An 18747-nucleotide genomic window follows, 5' to 3' on the forward strand; every position below is an offset into this window, starting at 1 on the left:
CCCCACCCCCTCCTCCCATCCTCCCCCCCCCCCCGCTCCTCTCTTCCGATCTTGCCGGGCGGCGGCCACCACCTGTGGGCCGGGCTGCCCGCCGGCACCGACGACGCCGCGGTCGCCGAGGCCGCGCTGCGGGCCGGCGTGCTGGTCGGTGCCGGCCGCCGCTACTTCCCCGCCGAGCCGGCCGGGCCCCGGCTGCGGCTCAGCTACGGCTCGGCGTCCGGCGAGGCCGAGCTCGCGGACGGCGCCGCCCGCCTCGCACGCGTGCTCGTGGCCGCGACCGGGTAGTGTCCGCAACCGGTGACCGGGTTTCGCCGGTGTCGAGGAGGACGGGATGGCGGGTTCCAGGAGCGCCCTGCTGCTATGCGACTTCGTCAACACCTATGACCTGCAGTGCGACATCGACGAGTTCGGCGCCCCCTCCGACCTCGGCGGATGGCTGTCCGAGCACGGCCTGGCCGCGCCGGGCGCACGGGCCGAGGAGGCCGACCTCGGCACGGCGGTCGCGCTCCGCGAGGGCCTGCGCGCGGCCATGCTGGGGCACCAGGAGACGGCGGCCCGGCGACCGGACCTCGACGCCCTGCTCGCCGCGCTGCCGCTGCGGATGTCGCTCGACGGACCGGCCCTCGTCCCCCTGCACGGCGGGGTGCGGGGCGCGCTCGCCCGCGTCGCGGTGGCGGTGATGACGTCCGCGGCCGACGGCACCTGGCCGCGGCTCAAGGTGTGCCGCGCGACGTCGTGCCGGTGGGCGTTCCTGGACACCTCCAAGAACCGCTCGCGCACGTGGTGCTCGATGCGCATGTGCGGCAACCGGACCAAGACACGCGCCTACCGCGCGCGGCGCGGACTCAGCCCCTGACGCCACAGGCCCTAGAGTGCGTGCGAAGCGGTACGACAAGGAGATCACCGAGCGCCACGGCCACGTGACGCCGGAGATCCGATACGAACGGGAAGTCCGTTGAGTGTGGTGGGGGTACGCCCGGCCTATCCGGGTGACGTCGAGGCCGTCTCCGACATCCAGGTACGCGCCTGGAGCGAGGGCTACGGGACGATCCTGCCCGCCTCGGCCCTGGCCGAGCTGACGAGCGCGGAGGCCCTCGGCCTGTGGCGCTCGCGCTGGGCGGAGGCGGTGGCCGCGCCGCCGAGCCCGCGGCACCGGCTGCTGGTCGCGGTCGACGAGGGCGTCATCACCGGCTTCGCGGCGCACGGCCCGGCCGGCGACCCGGACCAGGACCCGGAGACGACGGGTGAGCTGCTGACGCTGATGGTCGACCCGCGGCACCGCCGGGCGGGCCACGGCAGCCGCCTGCTCGCCGCGACCGTCGACCACCTGCGCGACGACGGCTGCACGACGGCCGTCACCTGGCTGTTCGCGGCCGACGAGGTGCTGCGGGCCTTCCTGGTCTCGTCCGGCTGGGCGCCGGACGGCGCCCACAGCAAGGGCGACCTGGGCGAACCGGTCGCGATGGTCCGCCTCCACACGGGCGTCGCCTGAGCCTCACAGAATCTTCAGGTCCACCCGTGAAGGGCTCCCCGACGTGGCCGAACAGCGTCACGGCCGCCGGCCTCGTCGCCGCGGGGACCGGGAAGACGCAGGGCTCGGTCAGCGACCGCCCGGGGAAGATGCGGGTCCTCGCGGCGAAGGACACCTTCGGGTAGTACGTCCTGCCGTCCGTGCCGAGGAGGTCGACCGGCCCGGCGTCGCCCCGGTCGAGGCGGCTCGGCCACTTTCCGACGTTCTTCGCGGGGACCGTCACGATCACGAGCCGCTGCCCCCGCCGGCGAAGGCGGGCGGCGGTCCGTACGGAGGCCACGCGGACGCGGAAGCTCGTGTCGTGGTTCCGCACCGTCCCGGACGCGACCGGTGGCGAGGAGGGCGACCCGGCCGGGGACGGGGAGGCCGTCCGCGCGTCCGCGGCCGGCCCCGCCGCCGCACCCGGTCGTGAGAGCGAGCAGGACGGCGGAGACGATCATCGAGCGCACGCCTGCGCAGACACGCGGACCGGCGCTCCGGCTGACGGGGGACGGTCAGAAGATCTTCTCGTCGAGGGTCCAGTCGATCTCGGGGCGGCCGGCGTCGGCCAGGGCCTTGTTGACCGCGCTGAACGGGCGGGTGCCGAGGAAGCCGCGCGGGTTCATCGGGCTCGGGTGGCCGGCCTCCAGGACCACGTGCCGGGGGTTGGTCACCAGGTCGCGCTTCTTGCGGGCGTAGGCCCCCCACAGCACGAACACCACGCGCTCCTCCTTGGTGTCCAGCGCCCGGATCACCGCGTCGGTGAACTCCTCCCACCCCTGGCCCGCGTGCGAGCCCGCCTTGCCCGCGCGGACGGTCAGCACCGCGTTGAGCAGCAGGACCCCGCGCCCGGCCCAGGGGGTCAGGTCGCCGCCGGACGGCATCGGGACGCCGAGGTCGTCGCGCAGCTCCTTGAAGACGTTGCGCAGCGACGGCGGGATGCGCACGCCCTCGCGGACGCTGAAGCTCAGGCCGTGCGCCTGGCCGGGCCCGTGGTAGGGGTCCTGGCCCAGGATGAGCACGCGCGCCTCGTCGGGCGAGCACAGCCGGAAGGCGCTGAACAGGTCCGGCTGGGCCGGATAGACGGTCTGCCCGGCGTACTCGGCGGACACGAACTCACCGAGGCGGCGCGTGGCGTCGGCGTCGAGCAGCGGCTCGATGAGGTCGCGCCACTGGTCGGGCAGGAGCTCCAGAAGGTCGAAGGACATGTGCCGAAACTAACAGCGGGCACTGACACACGACCCCCGAACACACCGGCTACAGCGGATAGCCGAGCACGGTCGAATGATCTTCGTCCATCTCCTGGAAACGCGTCACCGTCTCGAGGAGGAACCGGCGTACGGCCGGCTCGTCGGAGGGGGCCAGGTGGTCGAGCATCGGCTCGATCTGCCGGTCCGCCGCCTCCTGCACCTGCCGGAGGTGCCGCCGCCCGGTCTCGGTCAGCGCCAGGCGTACGAGACGGCGGTCGGCGGCGTCGCGGCCCCGCTCGACCCATCCCGACCTGGTCAGGTGGTCTACCGTGTGATTGAGGGTCGACGGTGCGACGCCGCAGCGTCTGGCCAGTTCACGCTGGGTCAGCGCGGAGCCGTGCTCGAGGGAGGCCAGCACCGCCAGGCCGTGCGGCGTGAGGCCGTAGCCTCCCATGAACCTCTGCCAGCGGATGGCCACGACGTGTCCGGCCACCGCCAGCAGGCGCGAGAGCGGCATGGTCTCGGGATCGGCATCAGAGTCACCCACGGCGACATTGTCCGTGCTCTCGGTCCGCGAGGCCAGCGGCCGGGGCGGGGAACCGCCCCGGAGAGGGGCTTTCAGAGGGCGGGGGTATGTTGAGGTCGAACCGTTCGGCGGCGAACAACCGCCCAGAGTCGAGCAGACCGGCCCAGAACCCAATGACTGTAAGCGCGGCTCCGGCCGTTCCCGCACCCGCCATCGGCACCCCTGACCGCCGTCGATGGCTGGGCATGGTGATCATCGGTCTCGGTGTCTCGCTGATCATCATCGACGCCACGATCGTCAACGTCATGTTGCCGCGCGTGGTCGGTGACCTGAGCCTGACGACGGCCGGCGCGGAGTGGGTCACCTCGATCTACTCCCTCGTCTTCGCCGCCCTTTTGATCCCCTTCGGGATGGCGGGCGACATGTACGGGCGGCGGCGGATGTTCGTGCTCGGCACGGTCGTGTTCGTCGCGGCCAGCCTCCTCGCCGCCGCCTCGGGCAGCGGCTCGGCCCTCATCGGCGCTCGCCTGCTCCAGGGCGTGGGCGCCTCGATGATCCTGCCGGCCACGCTCTCGACCGTGACCGCGGTGTTCAAGGGCCGCGACCGGGCCGTCGCGTTCGGCATCTGGGGCTCGCTCATCGGCGGCATGGCCGCCGTCGGACCGCTGCTCGGCGGCTGGCTCGCCACGTCGTACGGCTGGCGCTGGGCGTTCGCGGTGAACCTCCCGCTCGGCGCCGTGGTGGCCGTCGGCGCGCTCCTGCTGGTCCCCGAGACCCGTGACCGTACGGCGCCGCGCGGCATCGACTGGAGCGGCGGGTTGCTCAGCGCGGCCGGCCTCGCCGCGGTCGTGTTCGCGCTGATCGAGGGCCAGCGGTACGGCTGGTGGTGGCTCACCCGCCCCTTCTCGGCCGGCCCGGTGCGCTGGGAGAGCGGCCTGTCGCCCGTGCCCGTGGCGCTGGCCGCGGGCGTCGCGGCGCTGGGCGCGCTCCTCGCCGTCGAGCGCTCGCGGGCCGCCGCGGGCCGCCCGGTCGTCCTGGACCTGTCACTGTTCCGCATCCCCGGTTTCGGCCGGGGCAACGCGGCCGCCTCGCTGATCAGTGTGGGCGAGCTCGGGCTGATGTTCACGCTTCCGCTCTTCCTCCAGGACGTGCACGGCGACTCGCCGCTCCAGGTGAGCGTGGCGATCCTGCCGCTCGCCCTCGGGACCCTGCTGACCGGCGGTTTCGCGGCGCGGCTGTCCCGGCGTCTCGGCGCGGTGCGGATGCTGCAGAGCGGGATGGCCCTGGAGATCGTCGCCGTGGTCCTCATCGGGCTGACGACGCGCGCCGACACGACCGGGTACGCGCTCGCGCCCTGGATGCTGATCTACGGCATCGGGCTGGGGCTCACGACGGCCCAGCTCACGAGCATCATCCTGCGCGACGTGCCGCCCGCTCGTGCGGGCCTGGCCTCCGGCACCCAGTCGACCGCGCGGCAGGTCGGGTCGGCGGTGGGCATCGCGCTGATCGGCACGGTGTTCGCGATGAGCCTGAGCCACGTCATGACCGACCGGCTGCGCGCCTCCGGGGCCCCGGGCAGGGGCGGCGCGTACGCCGAGCGGCTGCGCGACTCCGCCGGGACGTTCGCCCGCGACCTCGACCACGGCGACCCGCGCGTGGCGCGCGCGGCCGACGAGAGCCTGGCGGTCGCGACCGACCGCGCGGCCTTCGTCACCGCCGGCCTGCTGAGCATCGGTTTCGTCCTGACCCTGGGCCTGCGTCAGCCGCCCGAGACCCGTCCGGCAGAATCTCCGGCATGATCTTCGACGCCATCCGGGCGCTGTAGTGGCCTCTCTCCCCCAGTGGGTCGCCGGCGCGCGGCCCCGTACGCTCCCCAACTCGATCGTCCCGGTGCTGGTCGGCACCGGCCTCGCGATCGGGTTCGGCCACGCGATCTGGTGGCGGGCGGTCGTCGCGCTGCTCGTCTCCGTGCTCCTGCAGATCGGCGTCAACTACGCCAACGACTACAGCGACGGCATCCGTGGCACCGACGAGGTGCGCGTGGGCCCGATGCGGCTCGTGGGCTCGAAGGTGGCGCCGCCGAAGCAGGTGCTAGCCGCGGCGGCCGCCTGCTTCCTGCTGGCGGCGGTGGCGGGACTGGTCCTGGCGGCGGTCACCTCGTGGTGGCTGCTGCTGATCGGCGCCGCGGCGATCGCGGCCGGCTGGTTCTACACCGGCGGCTCCCGCCCGTACGGCTACCGCGCGCTGGGCGAGATCTCGGTGTTCGTCTTCTTCGGCCTGGTCTCGGTGGTCGGCACCGCGTACGTGCAGCTGGAGGGGCTGCCGTGGGCGGTCTGGGTGGCGGCGGTGCCGGTGGGCCTGCTGTCGTGTTCGATGCTCGTGGTGAACAACCTGCGCGACATCCCGACCGACCGGGAGGCGGGCAAGCGCACCCTCGCGGTGCTCCTGGGCGACGGCCGCACCCGCCTGCTGTACGCGGGCTGCGCCATCGCCGCCTTCTGCTGCGTGCCGGTCGTGGCCGTGGCCCAGCCGTGGGCGATGCTCGGCCTGCCGGCCGCGCTGTGGGCCATCTCGCCGGTACGGCGCGTCCTGCGCGGCGCGAAGGGCCCGGAGCTGATCGCGGTCCTGGGCGAGACGGGCCGCCTGCAGATCATCTTCGGCGTCCTCCTCGCCGTCGGCCTCGCCCTCTGAGCGGTCGCATCTGCCTGGTGTTTCGTCGGAGATGCTCCGCTTCTGCGAGGGATATACTCTCCGCCGTGACGGTGTTCCGAATCAGTGAGGTCGCCTCTCTTCTCGACGTCAGCTCCGACACCGTCCGCCGATGGGTCGACTCGGGCCGGCTCCTCGCCGAGCGGGACGAGCACGGCCACCGGATCGTGGCAGGGGTCGACTTGGCGGCCTTCGTCCGCTCGCCCGCCGAGCCCGACGCCGTCCTGTCCTCCGCCCGCAACCGCATGCGCGGCATCGTCACCGACGTCGTACGCGACGGCGTGATGGCCAAGGTGGAGATCCAGGCGGGTCCCTTCCGCGTCGTCTCGCTCATGAGCCGCGAGGCCGCCGACGACCTCGGGCTCGAACCCGGCGTGGTCGCCGTCGCCGTCGTCAAGTCCACCAACGTCGTCGTGGAGCGGTCCGAGTGATCGGCGAGAGGGTCCCCGGCCCGGCGACCCGGCGCGTACGGCCGTGAGCCGGCGGGCACCCTGGGTGCTCGTGCTGCCCGCGATCGCCGGCTTCGTCTTCCTCGTCCTTCCGGTCGTCGGCCTGCTGTTCCGCGCGCCCTGGTCGACGATGGGCACCCGGCTCGGCCAGCCGCAGATCCTCGACGCCCTGCGGCTGTCGATCGTCTGTGCCACACTCGCGACCCTGTTCTGCCTGGTCATCGGGGTACCCCTCGCGTGGGTGCTCGCCCGGGTCGTCTTCCCCGGCCGCCGGCTGGTCCGCGCGCTCGTGACCGTCCCCCTCGTGCTGCCGCCGGTCGTCGGCGGCGTGGCGCTGCTGCTCGCCCTCGGCCGCAACGGGCTGGTCGGCCAGTGGATGTACCGCTGGTTCGGGCTGACCCTGCCGTTCACCACCACCGGGGTCGTCGTTGCCGAGGCGTTCGTCGCGCTGCCGTTCCTGGTGATCAGCGTCGAGGGCGCGCTGCGCGCCGCGGACCTGAGGTACGAGGACGCGGCCGCCACGCTGGGCGCCTCGCGCTGGACGACGTTCCGCCGGGTGACGCTGCCGCTCATCGCGCCGGGCATCGGCGCGGGCGCGGTGCTGTGCTGGGCGCGGGCGCTGGGCGAGTTCGGGGCGACGATCACCTTCGCCGGCAACTACCCCGGCCGTACCCAGACGATGCCGCTGGCGGTCTACCTCGCGCTGGAGACCGACCCGCAAGCCGCGATCGTGCTCAGTCTCGTCCTGCTCGCCGTCTCCGTCGTCGTCCTGGCCGGGCTGCGGGGGCGGTGGGTCTCGTGATCGACGCCCATCTGGTCGTACGCCGCGCCGGGTTCACCCTCGACATCGAGCTGAACGTCGCCGAGGGCGAGGTCGTGGCGCTCCTCGGGCCCAACGGCGCGGGCAAGACCACCGCGCTGCGCGTCCTCGCGGGCCTGCTCCCGCTGTCCGGCGGGCACATCCGGTTCGGCGGCGAGGAGTGGGGGCACCGGCCGGCCGACCGGCGTCCCGTCGGCATGGTGTTCCAGGACTACCTGCTGTTCCCGCACCTGTCCGCGCTGGACAACGTGGCGTTCGGGCCGCGCTGCCAGGGGATGCGCAGGGGCGAGGCGAGGCGGCTCGCGGCCGAGTGGCTGGAGCGCGTCGGTCTCGCCGAGCACGCCGGGCGCCGGCCGCGGACCCTGTCCGGCGGGCAGGCGCAGCGGGTCGCGCTCGCCCGCGCCCTGGCCGTACGGCCCCGGCTGCTGCTGCTCGACGAGCCCCTGTCCGCGCTCGACGTCGACACCCGCCGGGAGATCCGGGCCGGGCTGCGCCGTCACCTGGCCGAGTTCGAGGGCGCGTCGCTGCTCGTCACCCACGACCCGCTCGACGCGATGGCGCTCGCCGACCGGCTCATCGTGATCGAGGACGGGCGGATCGCGCAGGAGGGCGCCCCGGCGCACGTCGCCCGCCACCCGCGTACGGACTATGTCGCCCGGCTCGTCGGCCTGAACCTCTACCGTGGCCGCGCCGACGATCACAACGTGGCGCTGGGCGACCTCACCCTCAGCGCGGCCGAGTCCCTGAGCGGCGAGGTCTTCCTCGCCTTCCCTCCGTCGGCGGTGGCGCTGTTCCGTACGCGCCCGGACGGCAGCCCGCGCAACCTGTGGGAGGCCGCGATCGCCGGGATCGAGCCGCACGGCGACCAGGTGCGGATCCTCCTCGACGGGCCGCTGCCGGCCTCGGCCGACATCACGCCGGCCGCGCTCGCCGACCTCGGCCTGGCCGAGGGCGACACCGTGTGGGCCGCGGTCAAGGCCACCGAGACCCACGCGTATCCGGCCTGACGGCGCGTTGCACCCACATACCGGCCGAAGCGCCCTAAGATCGCGCGCATGCCGTATTTCCCGCGCCTGGCCGTGGTCCTCGCGGTGGCGCTGGCCCTGGCCGGCTGCGGCATCGCCTCGGGGGACGAGCGCATCACCCTCAAGGTGCTGGCCGCCTCGTCCCTGACCGACGTGTTCGGCGAGCTCGGCGCCGCGTACCGCATCGCCAACCGGCACGTGACCTCGATGCAGTTCGAGTTCGCCGGGTCGCAGGAGATGGCCGGGGACGTCGCGGACCACGAGCACGCCGACGTGCTGGCCACCGCGGACGAGACGTCGATGAACATCGCCGCCGAGCAGATCTCCGACCGCCGCCCGTTCGCGCACGGCTCGATGACGATCGCGGTCGCGCCGGGCAACCCGCGCGGGATCCGGCGGGTCTCGGACCTGGCCAGGCCGGGCCTGCGCGTCGTCCTGGGCGGCCCGGTCGTCCCGGTCGGCCGGTACGCGCAGCAGGTGCTGGCCAAGGCCGGGGTGACCGTACGGCCGAGGTCGGAGGAGGCCGACGCGCGTACGGTGCTCACGCGCGTCCGTACGGGCGCCGCCGACGCCGGGATCGTCTACGTGACCGACATGCGCTCGGCGGGGGTGTCGGCGACCAGCGTGCCCATCCCCCTGCAGCAGAACGTGGTCGCGACCTACTTCGCCGCGGCCGTACGGCGCAGCACGCACGGCTCGGCGGCCAAAGACTTCGTGACCTGGCTCGGTTCGCCGGGCGCGACGACCATCCTTCGCAAATACGGGTTCACTCCGGCCTGAGGCCCGTCTCGGCGAGCGCGTCGACGGCCTCGGCGAGCTGGCGCATCCCCGGGAGCGCCTCGGCGAGCACCGACCGGTTGCGCTCGTCGAGCAGGTCGAGGGCCGCCCGCAGGATGGCGGTGTTGGTGGTCTTCCAGCCCTCGACCGCCTGCCGCCCGGCCGGGGTGGGGCTGAGCGCGATCGCCCGCGCGTCGTCGGCGGAGTGCGTCCGCTCGACCAGCCCGCGCGTGTGCAGCGCGTTGACGAGCGTGGTGACGGAGTTGGCGGCGAGCATGAGCCGCCGCGCGATCTGCCCGGGCCGGATGCCGGGCTGGTCGGCCACGCACGACAGGACCTCGAGCTGTGCCACCGACAGCGGGTTTCCGGGGTCGGCGGCCCGCGCGGCGCGGCGCATGGCGCGCCGTAGCCGCGCGACGGTGTCGGCGAGAAGCACACCGATGTCCGCCGAGGCGCTCTCCGCCGGAACCCCGGCCGATCGGTTCACAGGACCCATACCGGTAATTGTCCCCCTAATCGGGAGGATAAGTGTGCGGTGTCGTCCGATCGGCGGGGGCGCGTGGTCACGCGCGCCGATACGGGTGTCGTACCCTCTTTCGCGCCGGTTCGCGATGGGAGGAGGACGGCGTGCCGCCTGCTTCGCCGTCGGACAGCGAGCTCGCGCGCAGGGCGCGGTCCGGGGAGGTCGGCGCGCTCGGGCTCCTGCTGGCGCGGCATCAGGCCGGGATGCGGGCGGTGGCGCTCAGCCTGCTCGGCCACGGCCCGGACGTCGACGACGTGTTGCAGGACGCGGCACTCGTCGCGCTGCGCCGGATCGGCGGCCTGCGCGACCCGGCCGCCGCCGGGCCGTGGCTGCGGATGATCGTGCGCAACGCGTGCCGCATGCGGCTACGGGCGCCGGTCACCGTGCCGTTCACCGACGACCTGACGCCCGGCGGGCCGACGCCCGAGCAGGTGATGGAGGAGCACGCGCTGCGCGACTGGGTCTGGCACGCGATCGACGAACTGTCCCCGCCGCTCCGCATGGCCGTCATGCTGCGCCACTTCAGCGGCATCACCTCCTACGAGCAGATCGCGGCGGCGTGTGAGGTGCCCGTGGGCACGGTCCGCAGCCGGCTCAGCCAGGCGCGGGCCAAACTGGCCGGCACGCTGCTCGCGACGGCGACGCTGGCCCACGACGACGCCGCCTCGCTGACCGCGGCGTCCGGCCGGGAGGCCCGCGAGACCCTGGCCGCGGCCGAACGCGGCGCGATGGCCGAGGTGGCGGCCGAGCGGTGGTCGCCGCGGTTCGAGATCGTCGGCGGACAGGGCGAACGCGGCGGGTACGACCTCGCGCTCCGGGGGATGGACGACGACCTCGACGCGGGCGTACGCCAGCGGTTCCTCCACGCGGTCGCCGGCCGCGACCTCGTCATCTGGGAGATGGACCTGATCAGCCCGCCGGACGACCCGGCGCACTGCCCGCCGGCGGTGGCCTGGCTCATGCGCCTGCGGGAGGGCCGGGTCGACCGGCTTCGGCTGTTCCACGGGGTGTGACGAGGGTCACGTTCGGGAAATCGAACTCGGACCGCCGTTCCGCATCTTGCCGGTGTTCCTGAGCACCGAACGAGATCGGAGACTTCCATGGATCCCCTGACCCCGGGCACGCACACCATCGACGCCGGTGGCATCGTCCAGAGCTACCACGTCAGCGGCACCGGGCCGGTGTGCGTGGCCCACCCGGGCGGCCCCGGCATGGCGTGGGACTACCTGAGGATGCCGGCCGTGGAGGAGCACCTGACCATGGTCTACACCGAGCCCATCGGGACCGGCGCGTCGGGCCGCCTCGCGAAGCATCCCCATGGCTACACCCGCGAGCGCTACGCGGACGCCCTGGACGCGCTGATCACCCACCTGGGCGTGCCGGGGGTCCATCTCCTCGGCCACTCCCACGGCGGTTTCGTCGCGCAGCACTACGCGCTGAAGCACGCCGACCGGCTCGCCGGGATCATCCTGTACGAGAGCGCGCCGGTGACCGGGCCCGAACACGTCGCCGAGGCGATCGCCGGGATGGAGGAGTTCGCCCGGAGGAACGCCGGCAACCCGGCCCTCCCGGGCGTCCTCGACGCCTGGCGGTCGGTTCCCGAGATCTCCGACGACGAGTCGCTGACCTCGGCGGCCCAGGGGCTGTTCCCCGCGTACTTCGCCGACTACTGGGGCCGCGGGGAGTTCGCCGAGACCCGAAAGGCGGTGCGCGGCTTCTTCATCTCCGGCCTCGGCGACCGGCTGGACCCGATCGGCATCGACGACCGCGAGCTCCTCGGCTCGATCACGACGCCCGCCCTGGTGATCGTCGGCCGGCACGACTTCATCTGCGGCCCGCGCTGGGCGGCCGAGCTGCACGAGGGGATCCCGGGCTCCGAACTGGTCGTACTGGAGGACAGCGGCCACTTCGGGCATCTGGAACAGCCCGCCGAGTTCGCACGCGCCGTGGCGGGCTTCGTGGGCGCTTAGGCGGACGGATTCGAGATTCCGGGGGGCGCGGGTGGCGGCCGACTCGGCGACGGCCGCCCGCACCCCCGCTGTTCGTCGGCAGGCGGCGCGGGATCACGATGTCGCCGACCGGCCCGGAGGCGTCGTGGCGGGTTTCGTGGGCACCCCGCCGTCCTCGGCAGGTGGCGCGAGATCGCGGCGTCGCCAGCCGAGACGAACACGCCGGCGTGGCCGGTCCGGAACAACCCTGTGAGCTTCGTGAACGCCTAAGCGGCCGGTCAGACCGGCCACGATCGCAAGGACCGCGCCCGCACCCGCCGCCCCCAGGCAGCGCGGGATCGCGGTGTCACCGGCCGGGATGAACGCGCCAACACGCCCGGTCCGGAGCCGTCCCGATGAGATTCGTGACGCCTAGGCCGGCGGGCCCGGCGCGCCCGCGGCGCGGGCGGTCAGGCCGGTGGCGGTCGCGAGGACCGCGGCCGCCGTCAGCACGGCGAAGGCCGCCCGCGCTCCCCCCGCGACCGACCCGCTCGCGTGCAGGGCCAGTGTCACCGAGGCGATGCCCAGGGCCGTACCGGCGCCGCGGGTCATGTTCACCATGCCGCCCGCCGTCGCCGCCAGGTGGCGTGGGATCGCGCCCATGATCGCGGCGTTGTTCGCCGGGACGAACAGCCCGAGGCCCATCCCGAGCAGGGCCAGTGCCGGTGCGGTCGCGCCCGGGCCGTACGGTCCCGTGCTCAGGGCGGCGGCCGAGAGCGCCGCGACGGTTCCGCCGAGCAGGCAGCGACGCCGGTTTCCGAGGCTCTTGGGCAGGACGCGGTCGGCGGTCAGGGCGGCGAGCGCGAAGCCCGCCGGGAGCGCTGTCAGGACCAGGCCGGCGTACGCCGCGCCCTGGGCGGTGAGGATCTGCGGGATGAGCGCCAGCGGGCCGAACAGCACGAGGTAGCCGCACATCGCCCCGGCCAGCCCGGCCGAGACCGCCGGGGCGTGCAGCAGCGACAGGTCGACCAGCGGTGAGGGCGCGCGTCGCTCGCGTACGGCGAAACCGGCCGTCGCGGCCACCGCGGTGACGAGCAGCGCGCCGATCGACCAGGAGGCCAGGCCGAGGCCGGAGGCCCCGGAGACGGCGAACAGCACGGCGGTGCTCGCCCCGGCCAGCAGGAGCAGGCCCGGCCAGTCGAAGCGGGTGGCGGCGGCGCGCTCGCGCGTACGAGGCAGCAGGTAGCGGCCCACGACGACGGCGGCGCAGCCGATCGGGACGTTCACCCAGAAGACCCAGCGCCAGCCGGCCGAGCCGACCAGGAGGCCGCCGACGGTCGGTCCCAGCGCGAGGCCCAGCGCCTGCGCGGCGGCCTGCATGCCCAGCGCCGCCCGCATCCTCGCCCGTGGCACGCTCGTCACCACGAGGGCCACGCTGTTGGCCTGGAGCATGGCCGCGCCCGCGGCCTGCACCACGCGGAAGGCCACGAGCAGCCCCAGCGAGGGCGCGAAGCCGCAGGCCACCGAGGCGACGGTGAAGACCGCGAAGCCGTACAGGTAGACGAGCTTGCGGCCGGCCACGTCCGCCAGGCGCCCCGCCCCGGCCAGGAGGCCGACGAGGGCCAGGAGGTAGGCCAGCGACACCCACTGCGCTGCGGCGAGCGAGGCGTGGAACTCCTTCTGCAGCGCGGGGAAGGCGAGCGTGACGATGCTGGCGTCGAGCTGTCCCATGAACGCGCCGACGCACACCGAGCCGACCGCGAACCACGGTGCGTTCCGATGCTCACGTACGGCCTGCGGCCGTGGTGGCTCCGTCAGCAACCGCGTCATCGATGCCCCATCACTCGACAAATCCCAATAGTTCTGTCTGAGAAGTATATGCCGAGACGTGGGGTGGGCGATCTGGCGGTGGACGCGTTGGGGAGATCACGGCGGGTCGTGATGCGCCTGGATCCACGAGAGAGGGACAATGCTCACCCCAAGCGACACTTCCCCCCTTACGGAGTTCACTCTTTGGGCCTCGCCGACCTCGACAACGTCGACCTCGTCACGGGAGAACCCGGCGGTGACCAGGGCCTCTGGATCCTGAGCGATCACTGGTCACCGGAGCGCGAGGCGCTCGACTACGTCCAGCTCCTGGTCAAGCTCGCCGGGGTCCTCGCGCACGCGGACCGGCTCGGCGGCGACGGCCAGCGCTCGACCGTGCTCCTGCACAGCAGCGGCGAGCCTCCGTCGAGCGTGCTGGAGTTCCTGCGCGACCGCGGCGTCGCCGCGATGCTCGCGAGCAGGTCCGGGCCGCACCCGGCCGCCGGGCGCCCCGCGCGCTTTCCCAACCTGCACGACGGCACGCCCGACCTGGACTCGCTCCAGGCCGCGAACGCCGACCGGTTCGCCGCCGACAACGGCCTCGACGGGACGATCGAGTCACTCGTCCTGCTCGACGACGCGCTGGAGGAGTGCCGCCGCGTGCACGGCCTGGCCCCCGGCGACGTCGAGGAGGACTTCACCGACGGCGACCTGGTCGTGCTGGCCGGAGCGTACGCGGGCGAGGTGCTCCGGCGGCACACGCGTGAGGCGATGTGGTGGCTGGGCCCGCCCGGCCGGTCGGGCCCGCTGCACATGCGCGCCGGCCTCGGGCTGGGCACGCGCGTCAACACACTCGGCCGCGTGCGGAGATATCTCCAGCACGGCTCGGGCGAGTCGGTGCACAAGCTGATCGCCGACCTGGCCGCCCGCCTCGGCCGTTAGGCGAGACCGAGCAGGGACTCCAGGCCGATGGTCAGGCCGGGCAGCCCGGCGACGTGACGAACCCCCAGCAGCACGCCCGGCCCGAACGACTCGCGGCTCAGCGAGTCGTGCCGGATGGTCAGCGTCTCACCGTGTCCGCCGAGGAGCACCTCCTGGTGCGCCACCAGGCCCGCCAGGCGTACGGCGTGCACATGGACGCCTCCCACGTCGGCCCCGCGGGCACCGTCGAGTGAGGTCGTCGTGGCGTCCGGGGAGCGGTCCGCTCCGGCCTTCTCGCGGGCGGCGTCGACCAGCTCGGCGGTACGGCGGGCGGTGCCGCTCGGGGCGTCGGCCTTGTTCGGGTGGTGCAGCTCGACGATCTCCACGGACTCGAAGAACGGAGCGGCCTTCTGCGCGAAGTGCATCATCAGCACCGCGCCGACGGCGAAGTTGGGGGCGATGAGAACGTTGACGGCGGGGTGGTCGGCGAGCCAGCCGCGTACGGTCTCCAGCTTGGTCTCGTCGAAGCCCGTCGTGCCCACGACGGCGTGCACACCGTGCTCGACGCACCAGCGCAGGTTGTCCATGACGGCGTCGGGATGGGTGAAGTCGATGGCCACCTCGGCGGAGGTGAGCGGGTCCCGCGCGTCGCCGACGTCGACCGCCGCGACGAGCTCCAGGTCCTCCGCCGCCTCGACGGCACGGCACAGCTCCGCGCCGACGCGCCCGCGCGCACCCAGCACCCCGACCTTGATCATGATTCTCCTCCCGCTCGCCTCGGCGCAGCCTATCGCCCGGCGGGAGACGACCGTCCCGTACGGCCCCAGAAGATCGTCCGGGACCGTACGGGAACAGGTCAGAGCGTGAAGTCGCGGCCCTCGAAGGGACCGATGACGCTCAGCGTCATCGGGCGGCCGAGGACCTCCTCGCCGATGACGCGCACGTCGTCGAGGGTGACGGCCTCGATGCGGCCGAGGATGTCGTCCACCGACAGCAGGCTGTCATAGACCAGCTCGCTCTTGCCGATGCGGCTCATCCGCGACCCGGTGTCCTCCAGGCCGAGGACGAACGAGCCGCGCAACTGGCCCTTGCCGCGTTCGAGCTCGTCCGCGGTGATGCCGTCCGCGGCCACCTTGGCGACCTCGTCGCGGCAGATCGCCAGGACCTCGTCGACCTTGGCCGGAAGGCAGCCGGCGTACACGCCGAACGTGCCCGTGTCGGCGTACTGGGAGTTGTAGCTGTAGACCGAGTAGGCCAGCCCGCGCTTCTCCCGGATCTCCTGGAACAGGCGCGAGGACATGCCGCCGCCGAGCGCGGCGTTCAGGACGCCCAGGGCGAACCGGCGCTCGTCGGTACGGGTGATGCCGACCGTGCCGAGGATCAGGTTGGCCTGCTCGGTGGGGCGGTCGAGGGAGTGGACGCCAGGGTTGGCCTCGGCGCCCGCGCCGCCCGTACGGGGGGCGTTCGGCGACCGGCCCGCGTCGCCCAGGCTGCCCTCGAACGCGGCGGAGACCAGGCCTACGACCTCGTCGTGGTCGAGGTTGCCGGCCGCCGCGACGACGAGGTTGGGAGCGACGTAACGCTCGCGGTAGTAGCCGGCGATGCGCTCCTGGCCCAGGCCGCTGATCGACTCGACGGTGCCCAGGATCGGGCGGCCGAGCGGGGCGTCGCCGAACAGCGCCGCCGCGAACTCGTCGTGCACCGCGTCGGTCGGGTCGTCGTCGTGCATGGCGATCTCTTCGAGGATCACCCCGCGTTCGGCCTCGACGTCCTGGCCCTCGATCAGCGACGAGGTCACCATGTCGGAGACGACGTCGATGGCGAGCGGCAGGTCGGAGTCGAGCACCCGCGCGTAGTAGCAGGTGTACTCCTTGGCGGTGAAGGCGTTCATCTCGCCGCCCACCGCGTCCATCAGCGAGGACATCTCCAGCGCGGTGCGCTTCGGCGTGCCCTTGAACAGCAGGTGCTCCAGGAAGTGGGAGGCACCGGCCTGCTGAGGAGTCTCATCGCGCGACCCGACGCCCGCCCAGATGCCGAAGGCGACCGAGCGTACGGTCGGCATCGTCTCGGTGACGATGCGCAGGCCGCCCGGCAGGACGGTCCGCCGAACCACCCCGGCGCCGTCGGCGCCGGGGTGAACGGTAAGCGTCGAGCCAGGCTCTTGCTCCCGAGCCGTGACCGTCATGAGTTGCGGTCGCCGCTGTCGCCGCGGCCACCGCCACTGCGGGTGCGCCGGCGACGCGGGCGTTCGCCGCCTCCCTCGCCGCCACGGCTCTCACGCCGCTCCTCCGGCTGCCCGTCGCCCGCGGCGGAGTCCTCCGGGGCACCGGAGCCGCCCTCGGCGGCCTCGGCCGCCTCACGCTCGACGACCTCGACCGGCACCAGCGACAGCTTGCCGCGGGAGTCGATCTCGGTGACCTCGACCTGGACCTTCTCACCGACCTTGATGACGTCGTCGATGTTCTCGATCCGGGCGCCGCCGTGCAGCTTGCGGATCTGCGAGACGTGCAGCAGGCCGTCCTTGCCCGGCAGCAGCGACACGAAGGCGCCGAACGTCGTGGTCTTGACGACGGTGCCGAGGTAACGCTCGCCGACCTCGGGCATGTGCGGGTTGGCGATCGAGTTGATCGCCTGCCGCGCGGCCTCGGCCGACGGGCCGTCGGTGGCGCCGACGTAGATCGTGCCGTCGTCCTCGATCGTGATCTCGGCGCCCGTGTCGTCCTGGATCGAGTTGATCATCTTGCCCTTGGGGCCGATGACCTCGCCGATCTTGTCGACCGGGACCTTGATCGTGATGATCCGCGGCGCGTTCGGGCTCATCTCGCCGGGGGCCTCGATGGCCTCCTGCATGACGTCCAGGATCGCGAGCCGGGCGCCCTTGGCCTGCTTGAGCGCTGCGGCCAGCACGCCGGCCGGGATGCCGTCGAGCTTGGTGTCGAGCTGCAGGGCCGTGATGAGGTCACGGGTGCCGGCGACCTTGAAGTCCATGTCGCCGAAGGCATCCTCGGCGCCGAGGATGTCCGTCAGCGTGACGTACTCCTCGCCCTCGTTGATGAGGCCCATGGCGATGCCGGCCACCATCTGCTTCAGCGGCACACCCGCGGACAGCAGCGCCATCGTGCTGGCGCAGACCGAGCCCATCGAGGTGGAGCCGTTGGAGCCGAGCGCCTCCGACACCTGCCGGATGGCGTACGGGAACTCCTCGCGCGTGGGCAGCACCGGCAGCAGGGCGCGCTCGGCGAGCGCGCCGTGCCCGATCTCGCGGCGCTTCGGCGAACCGACGCGGCCGGTCTCACCGGTGGAGTACGGCGGGAAGTTGTAGTTGTGCATGTAGCGCTTGGTGCGCTCGGGGTTGAGCGTGTCGATCATCTGCTCCATGCGGAGCATGTTCAGCGTGGTCACGCCCATGATCTGGGTCTCGCCGCGCTCGAACAGCGCCGAGCCGTGCACCCGCGGCACCACGCCGACCTCGGCGGTGAGCTGGCGGATGTCCTTGACCCCGCGGCCGTCGATGCGGACCTTCTCGGAGATGACCCGCTCGCGGACGAGCTTCTTGGTCAGCGCGCGGAACGAGGCGCTGATCTCCTTGTCGCGGTCCTCGAAGTCCGGGCCGACCTTCTCGATCGCGAGCGCCTTGACCCGGTCGAGCTCACCCTCGCGCTCCTGCTTGCCCGCGATGGTCAGCGCCTGGGCCAGCTCGGAACGCACGGCGCCCTCGACGGCGGCGTACACGTCGTCCTGGTAGTCCAGGAAGATCGGGTAGTCGGCCGTCTCCTTGGACGACTGCGCGGCCAGCTGGCTCTGTGCCTGGCAGAGCACCTTGATGAACGGCTTGGCGGCCTCGAGGCCCTCGGCGACCGAGTCCTCGGTCGGAGCCGCGGCGCCGTCGGCCACCAGGGTGAGCGTGCGGGGCGTCGACTCGGCCTCGACCATCATGATCGCGACGTCGCCGTCGTCCAGCACCCGGCCGGCCACGACCATGTCGAAGGTCGCGCGCTCCAGCTCGGTGTGGGTCGGGAAGCCGACCCACTGGCCCTCGATCAGGGCGACGCGGACGCCGCCGATCGGGCCGGAGAACGGCAGGCCCGCGATCTGCGTGGACATCGACGCCGCGTTGATCGCGACGACGTCGTACAGGTGGTCGGGGTTGAGCGCCAGGATCGTCTCGACGACCTGGATCTCGTTGCGCAGGCCCTTCTTGAACGAAGGACGCAGCGGACGGTCGATCAACCGGCAGGTGAGGATGGCGTCCTCGCTCGGCCGGCCCTCACGACGGAAGAACGAGCCGGGAATGCGCCCGGCGGCGTACATGCGCTCTTCGACGTCGACCGTCAGGGGGAAGAAGTCGAGGTTGTCCTTCGGCTTCTTCGAGGCCGTGGTCGCGGACAGGACCATGGTGTCGTCGTCCAGATAGACGACGGCGGATCCGGCCGCCTGGCGGGCGAGCCGCCCGGTCTCGAACCGGATCGTTCTTTGACCGAAAGCGCCATTGTCGATGACGGCTTCGGCGATCTTCACACCTTCCACGATGTGGACCCTCCTTGGATTAGGTGGCGCCCGCAT

General features: G+C 72.9%; 19 protein-coding genes and 1 pseudogene. 13 read left to right on the forward strand and 7 right to left on the reverse strand.

Annotated features, from left to right (window positions below; all coding sequences use genetic code 11):
• The 4 genes and pseudogenes from QWU11_RS28090 to QWU11_RS28105 all read left to right on the forward strand — a co-directional run.
• Window positions 1-285: pseudogene (locus tag QWU11_RS28090) on the forward strand (hypothetical protein); the annotation flags it as partial.
• 46 nt (window positions 286-331) lie between these two features.
• Complete coding sequence (locus tag QWU11_RS28095; protein ID WP_290117444.1) at window positions 332-856, forward strand: CGNR zinc finger domain-containing protein; 525 nt, start codon at window positions 332-334, stop codon at window positions 854-856.
• Window positions 857-961: 105 nt separating this feature from the next.
• Window positions 962-1492: a GNAT family N-acetyltransferase gene (locus QWU11_RS28100; RefSeq protein WP_354670914.1), complete on the forward strand. Its 531-nt coding sequence runs from the start codon at window positions 962-964 to the stop codon at window positions 1490-1492.
• Between the two features lie 26 nt (window positions 1493-1518).
• Complete coding sequence (locus QWU11_RS28105) at window positions 1519-1656, forward strand: hypothetical protein (protein ID WP_290117446.1); 138 nt, start codon at window positions 1519-1521, stop codon at window positions 1654-1656.
• Between the two features lie 369 nt (window positions 1657-2025).
• Here QWU11_RS28105 and ung read toward each other — a convergent pair whose 3' ends face one another.
• Window positions 2026-2718 (reverse strand): uracil-DNA glycosylase, encoded by a 693-nt coding sequence (ung, locus tag QWU11_RS28110; protein WP_290117447.1) that lies wholly within the window; start codon window positions 2716-2718, stop codon window positions 2026-2028.
• Between the two features lie 49 nt (window positions 2719-2767).
• On the reverse strand, window positions 2768-3247 hold the full coding sequence (locus QWU11_RS28115) for a MarR family transcriptional regulator (protein ID WP_290117448.1): 480 nt from the start codon (window positions 3245-3247) through the stop codon (window positions 2768-2770).
• 224 nt (window positions 3248-3471) lie between these two features.
• Between QWU11_RS28115 and QWU11_RS28120 the strand changes: the two genes are divergently transcribed.
• The 6 genes from QWU11_RS28120 (at window position 3472) to modA (ending at window position 9009) form a co-directional block, all read left to right on the forward strand.
• The gene (locus QWU11_RS28120) at window positions 3472-5025 is read left to right on the forward strand and encodes an MFS transporter (protein WP_290117449.1); all 1554 of its coding nucleotides are present in this window, start codon (window positions 3472-3474) and stop codon (window positions 5023-5025) included.
• A gap of 25 nt (window positions 5026-5050) precedes the next feature.
• Window positions 5051-5917 (forward strand): 1,4-dihydroxy-2-naphthoate polyprenyltransferase, encoded by an 867-nt coding sequence (locus tag QWU11_RS28125; protein ID WP_290117450.1) that lies wholly within the window; start codon window positions 5051-5053, stop codon window positions 5915-5917.
• Between the two features lie 65 nt (window positions 5918-5982).
• A complete protein-coding gene (locus QWU11_RS28130; RefSeq protein WP_290117451.1) occupies window positions 5983-6366 on the forward strand; it encodes a TOBE domain-containing protein in 384 nt (127 codons plus the stop codon).
• Window positions 6367-6409: 43 nt separating this feature from the next.
• Window positions 6410-7186, forward strand: coding sequence for a molybdate ABC transporter permease subunit (gene modB, locus QWU11_RS28135; protein ID WP_290117452.1), 777 nt, complete (start codon window positions 6410-6412; stop codon window positions 7184-7186).
• Window positions 7183-8211, forward strand: coding sequence for an ABC transporter ATP-binding protein (locus QWU11_RS28140; RefSeq protein WP_290117453.1), 1029 nt, complete (start codon window positions 7183-7185; stop codon window positions 8209-8211). Before modB ends, QWU11_RS28140 begins: the two co-directional genes overlap by 4 nt.
• A gap of 48 nt (window positions 8212-8259) precedes the next feature.
• Entirely contained in the window at window positions 8260-9009 is a 750-nt protein-coding gene (gene modA / locus QWU11_RS28145; protein ID WP_290117454.1) for a molybdate ABC transporter substrate-binding protein, read from the forward strand.
• Here modA and QWU11_RS28150 read toward each other — a convergent pair.
• A complete protein-coding gene (locus tag QWU11_RS28150) occupies window positions 8996-9502 on the reverse strand; it encodes a MarR family transcriptional regulator (protein WP_290117455.1) in 507 nt (168 codons plus the stop codon). The two genes, modA and QWU11_RS28150, sit on opposite strands and share 14 nt — an antisense overlap.
• A 131-nt stretch (window positions 9503-9633) precedes the next feature.
• Here QWU11_RS28150 and QWU11_RS28155 point away from each other — a divergent pair, with 131 nt between their 5' ends.
• Together QWU11_RS28155 and QWU11_RS28160 are read left to right on the forward strand one after the other, a co-directional pair.
• Window positions 9634-10542, forward strand: coding sequence for a sigma-70 family RNA polymerase sigma factor (locus QWU11_RS28155; protein WP_290117456.1), 909 nt, complete (start codon window positions 9634-9636; stop codon window positions 10540-10542).
• A gap of 87 nt (window positions 10543-10629) precedes the next feature.
• Entirely contained in the window at window positions 10630-11499 is an 870-nt protein-coding gene (locus QWU11_RS28160; RefSeq protein ID WP_290117457.1) for an alpha/beta hydrolase, read from the forward strand.
• A 390-nt stretch (window positions 11500-11889) separates the two neighbouring features.
• On the opposite strand, the gene QWU11_RS28165 is transcribed toward QWU11_RS28160, so the two are convergent.
• Window positions 11890-13287, reverse strand: a complete 1398-nt coding sequence (locus tag QWU11_RS28165) for an MFS transporter (RefSeq protein WP_290117458.1) — start codon at window positions 13285-13287, stop codon at window positions 11890-11892.
• 183 nt (window positions 13288-13470) lie between these two features.
• Between QWU11_RS28165 and QWU11_RS28170 the strand changes: the two genes are divergently transcribed.
• On the forward strand, window positions 13471-14205 hold the full coding sequence (locus QWU11_RS28170) for a hypothetical protein (RefSeq protein ID WP_290117459.1): 735 nt from the start codon (window positions 13471-13473) through the stop codon (window positions 14203-14205).
• Here the strand turns inward: QWU11_RS28170 and dapB are convergent.
• The 3 genes from dapB to QWU11_RS28185 form a co-directional block, all read right to left on the reverse strand.
• Window positions 14202-14942: a 4-hydroxy-tetrahydrodipicolinate reductase gene (gene dapB, locus QWU11_RS28175; protein ID WP_290117460.1), complete on the reverse strand. Its 741-nt coding sequence runs from the start codon at window positions 14940-14942 to the stop codon at window positions 14202-14204. The genes QWU11_RS28170 and dapB overlap by 4 nt on opposite strands.
• Before the next feature lie 98 nt (window positions 14943-15040).
• On the reverse strand, window positions 15041-16369 hold the full coding sequence (locus QWU11_RS28180; protein WP_290117461.1) for a pitrilysin family protein: 1329 nt from the start codon (window positions 16367-16369) through the stop codon (window positions 15041-15043).
• On the reverse strand, window positions 16366-18711 hold the full coding sequence (locus QWU11_RS28185; protein ID WP_290117462.1) for a polyribonucleotide nucleotidyltransferase: 2346 nt from the start codon (window positions 18709-18711) through the stop codon (window positions 16366-16368). Before QWU11_RS28185 ends, QWU11_RS28180 begins: the two co-directional genes overlap by 4 nt.
• Window positions 18712-18747: the final 36 nt, after the last annotated feature.

Source organism: Actinomadura sp. DC4 (assembly GCF_030406325.1).
GTDB lineage: Bacteria > Actinomycetota > Actinomycetes > Streptosporangiales > Streptosporangiaceae > Actinoallomurus.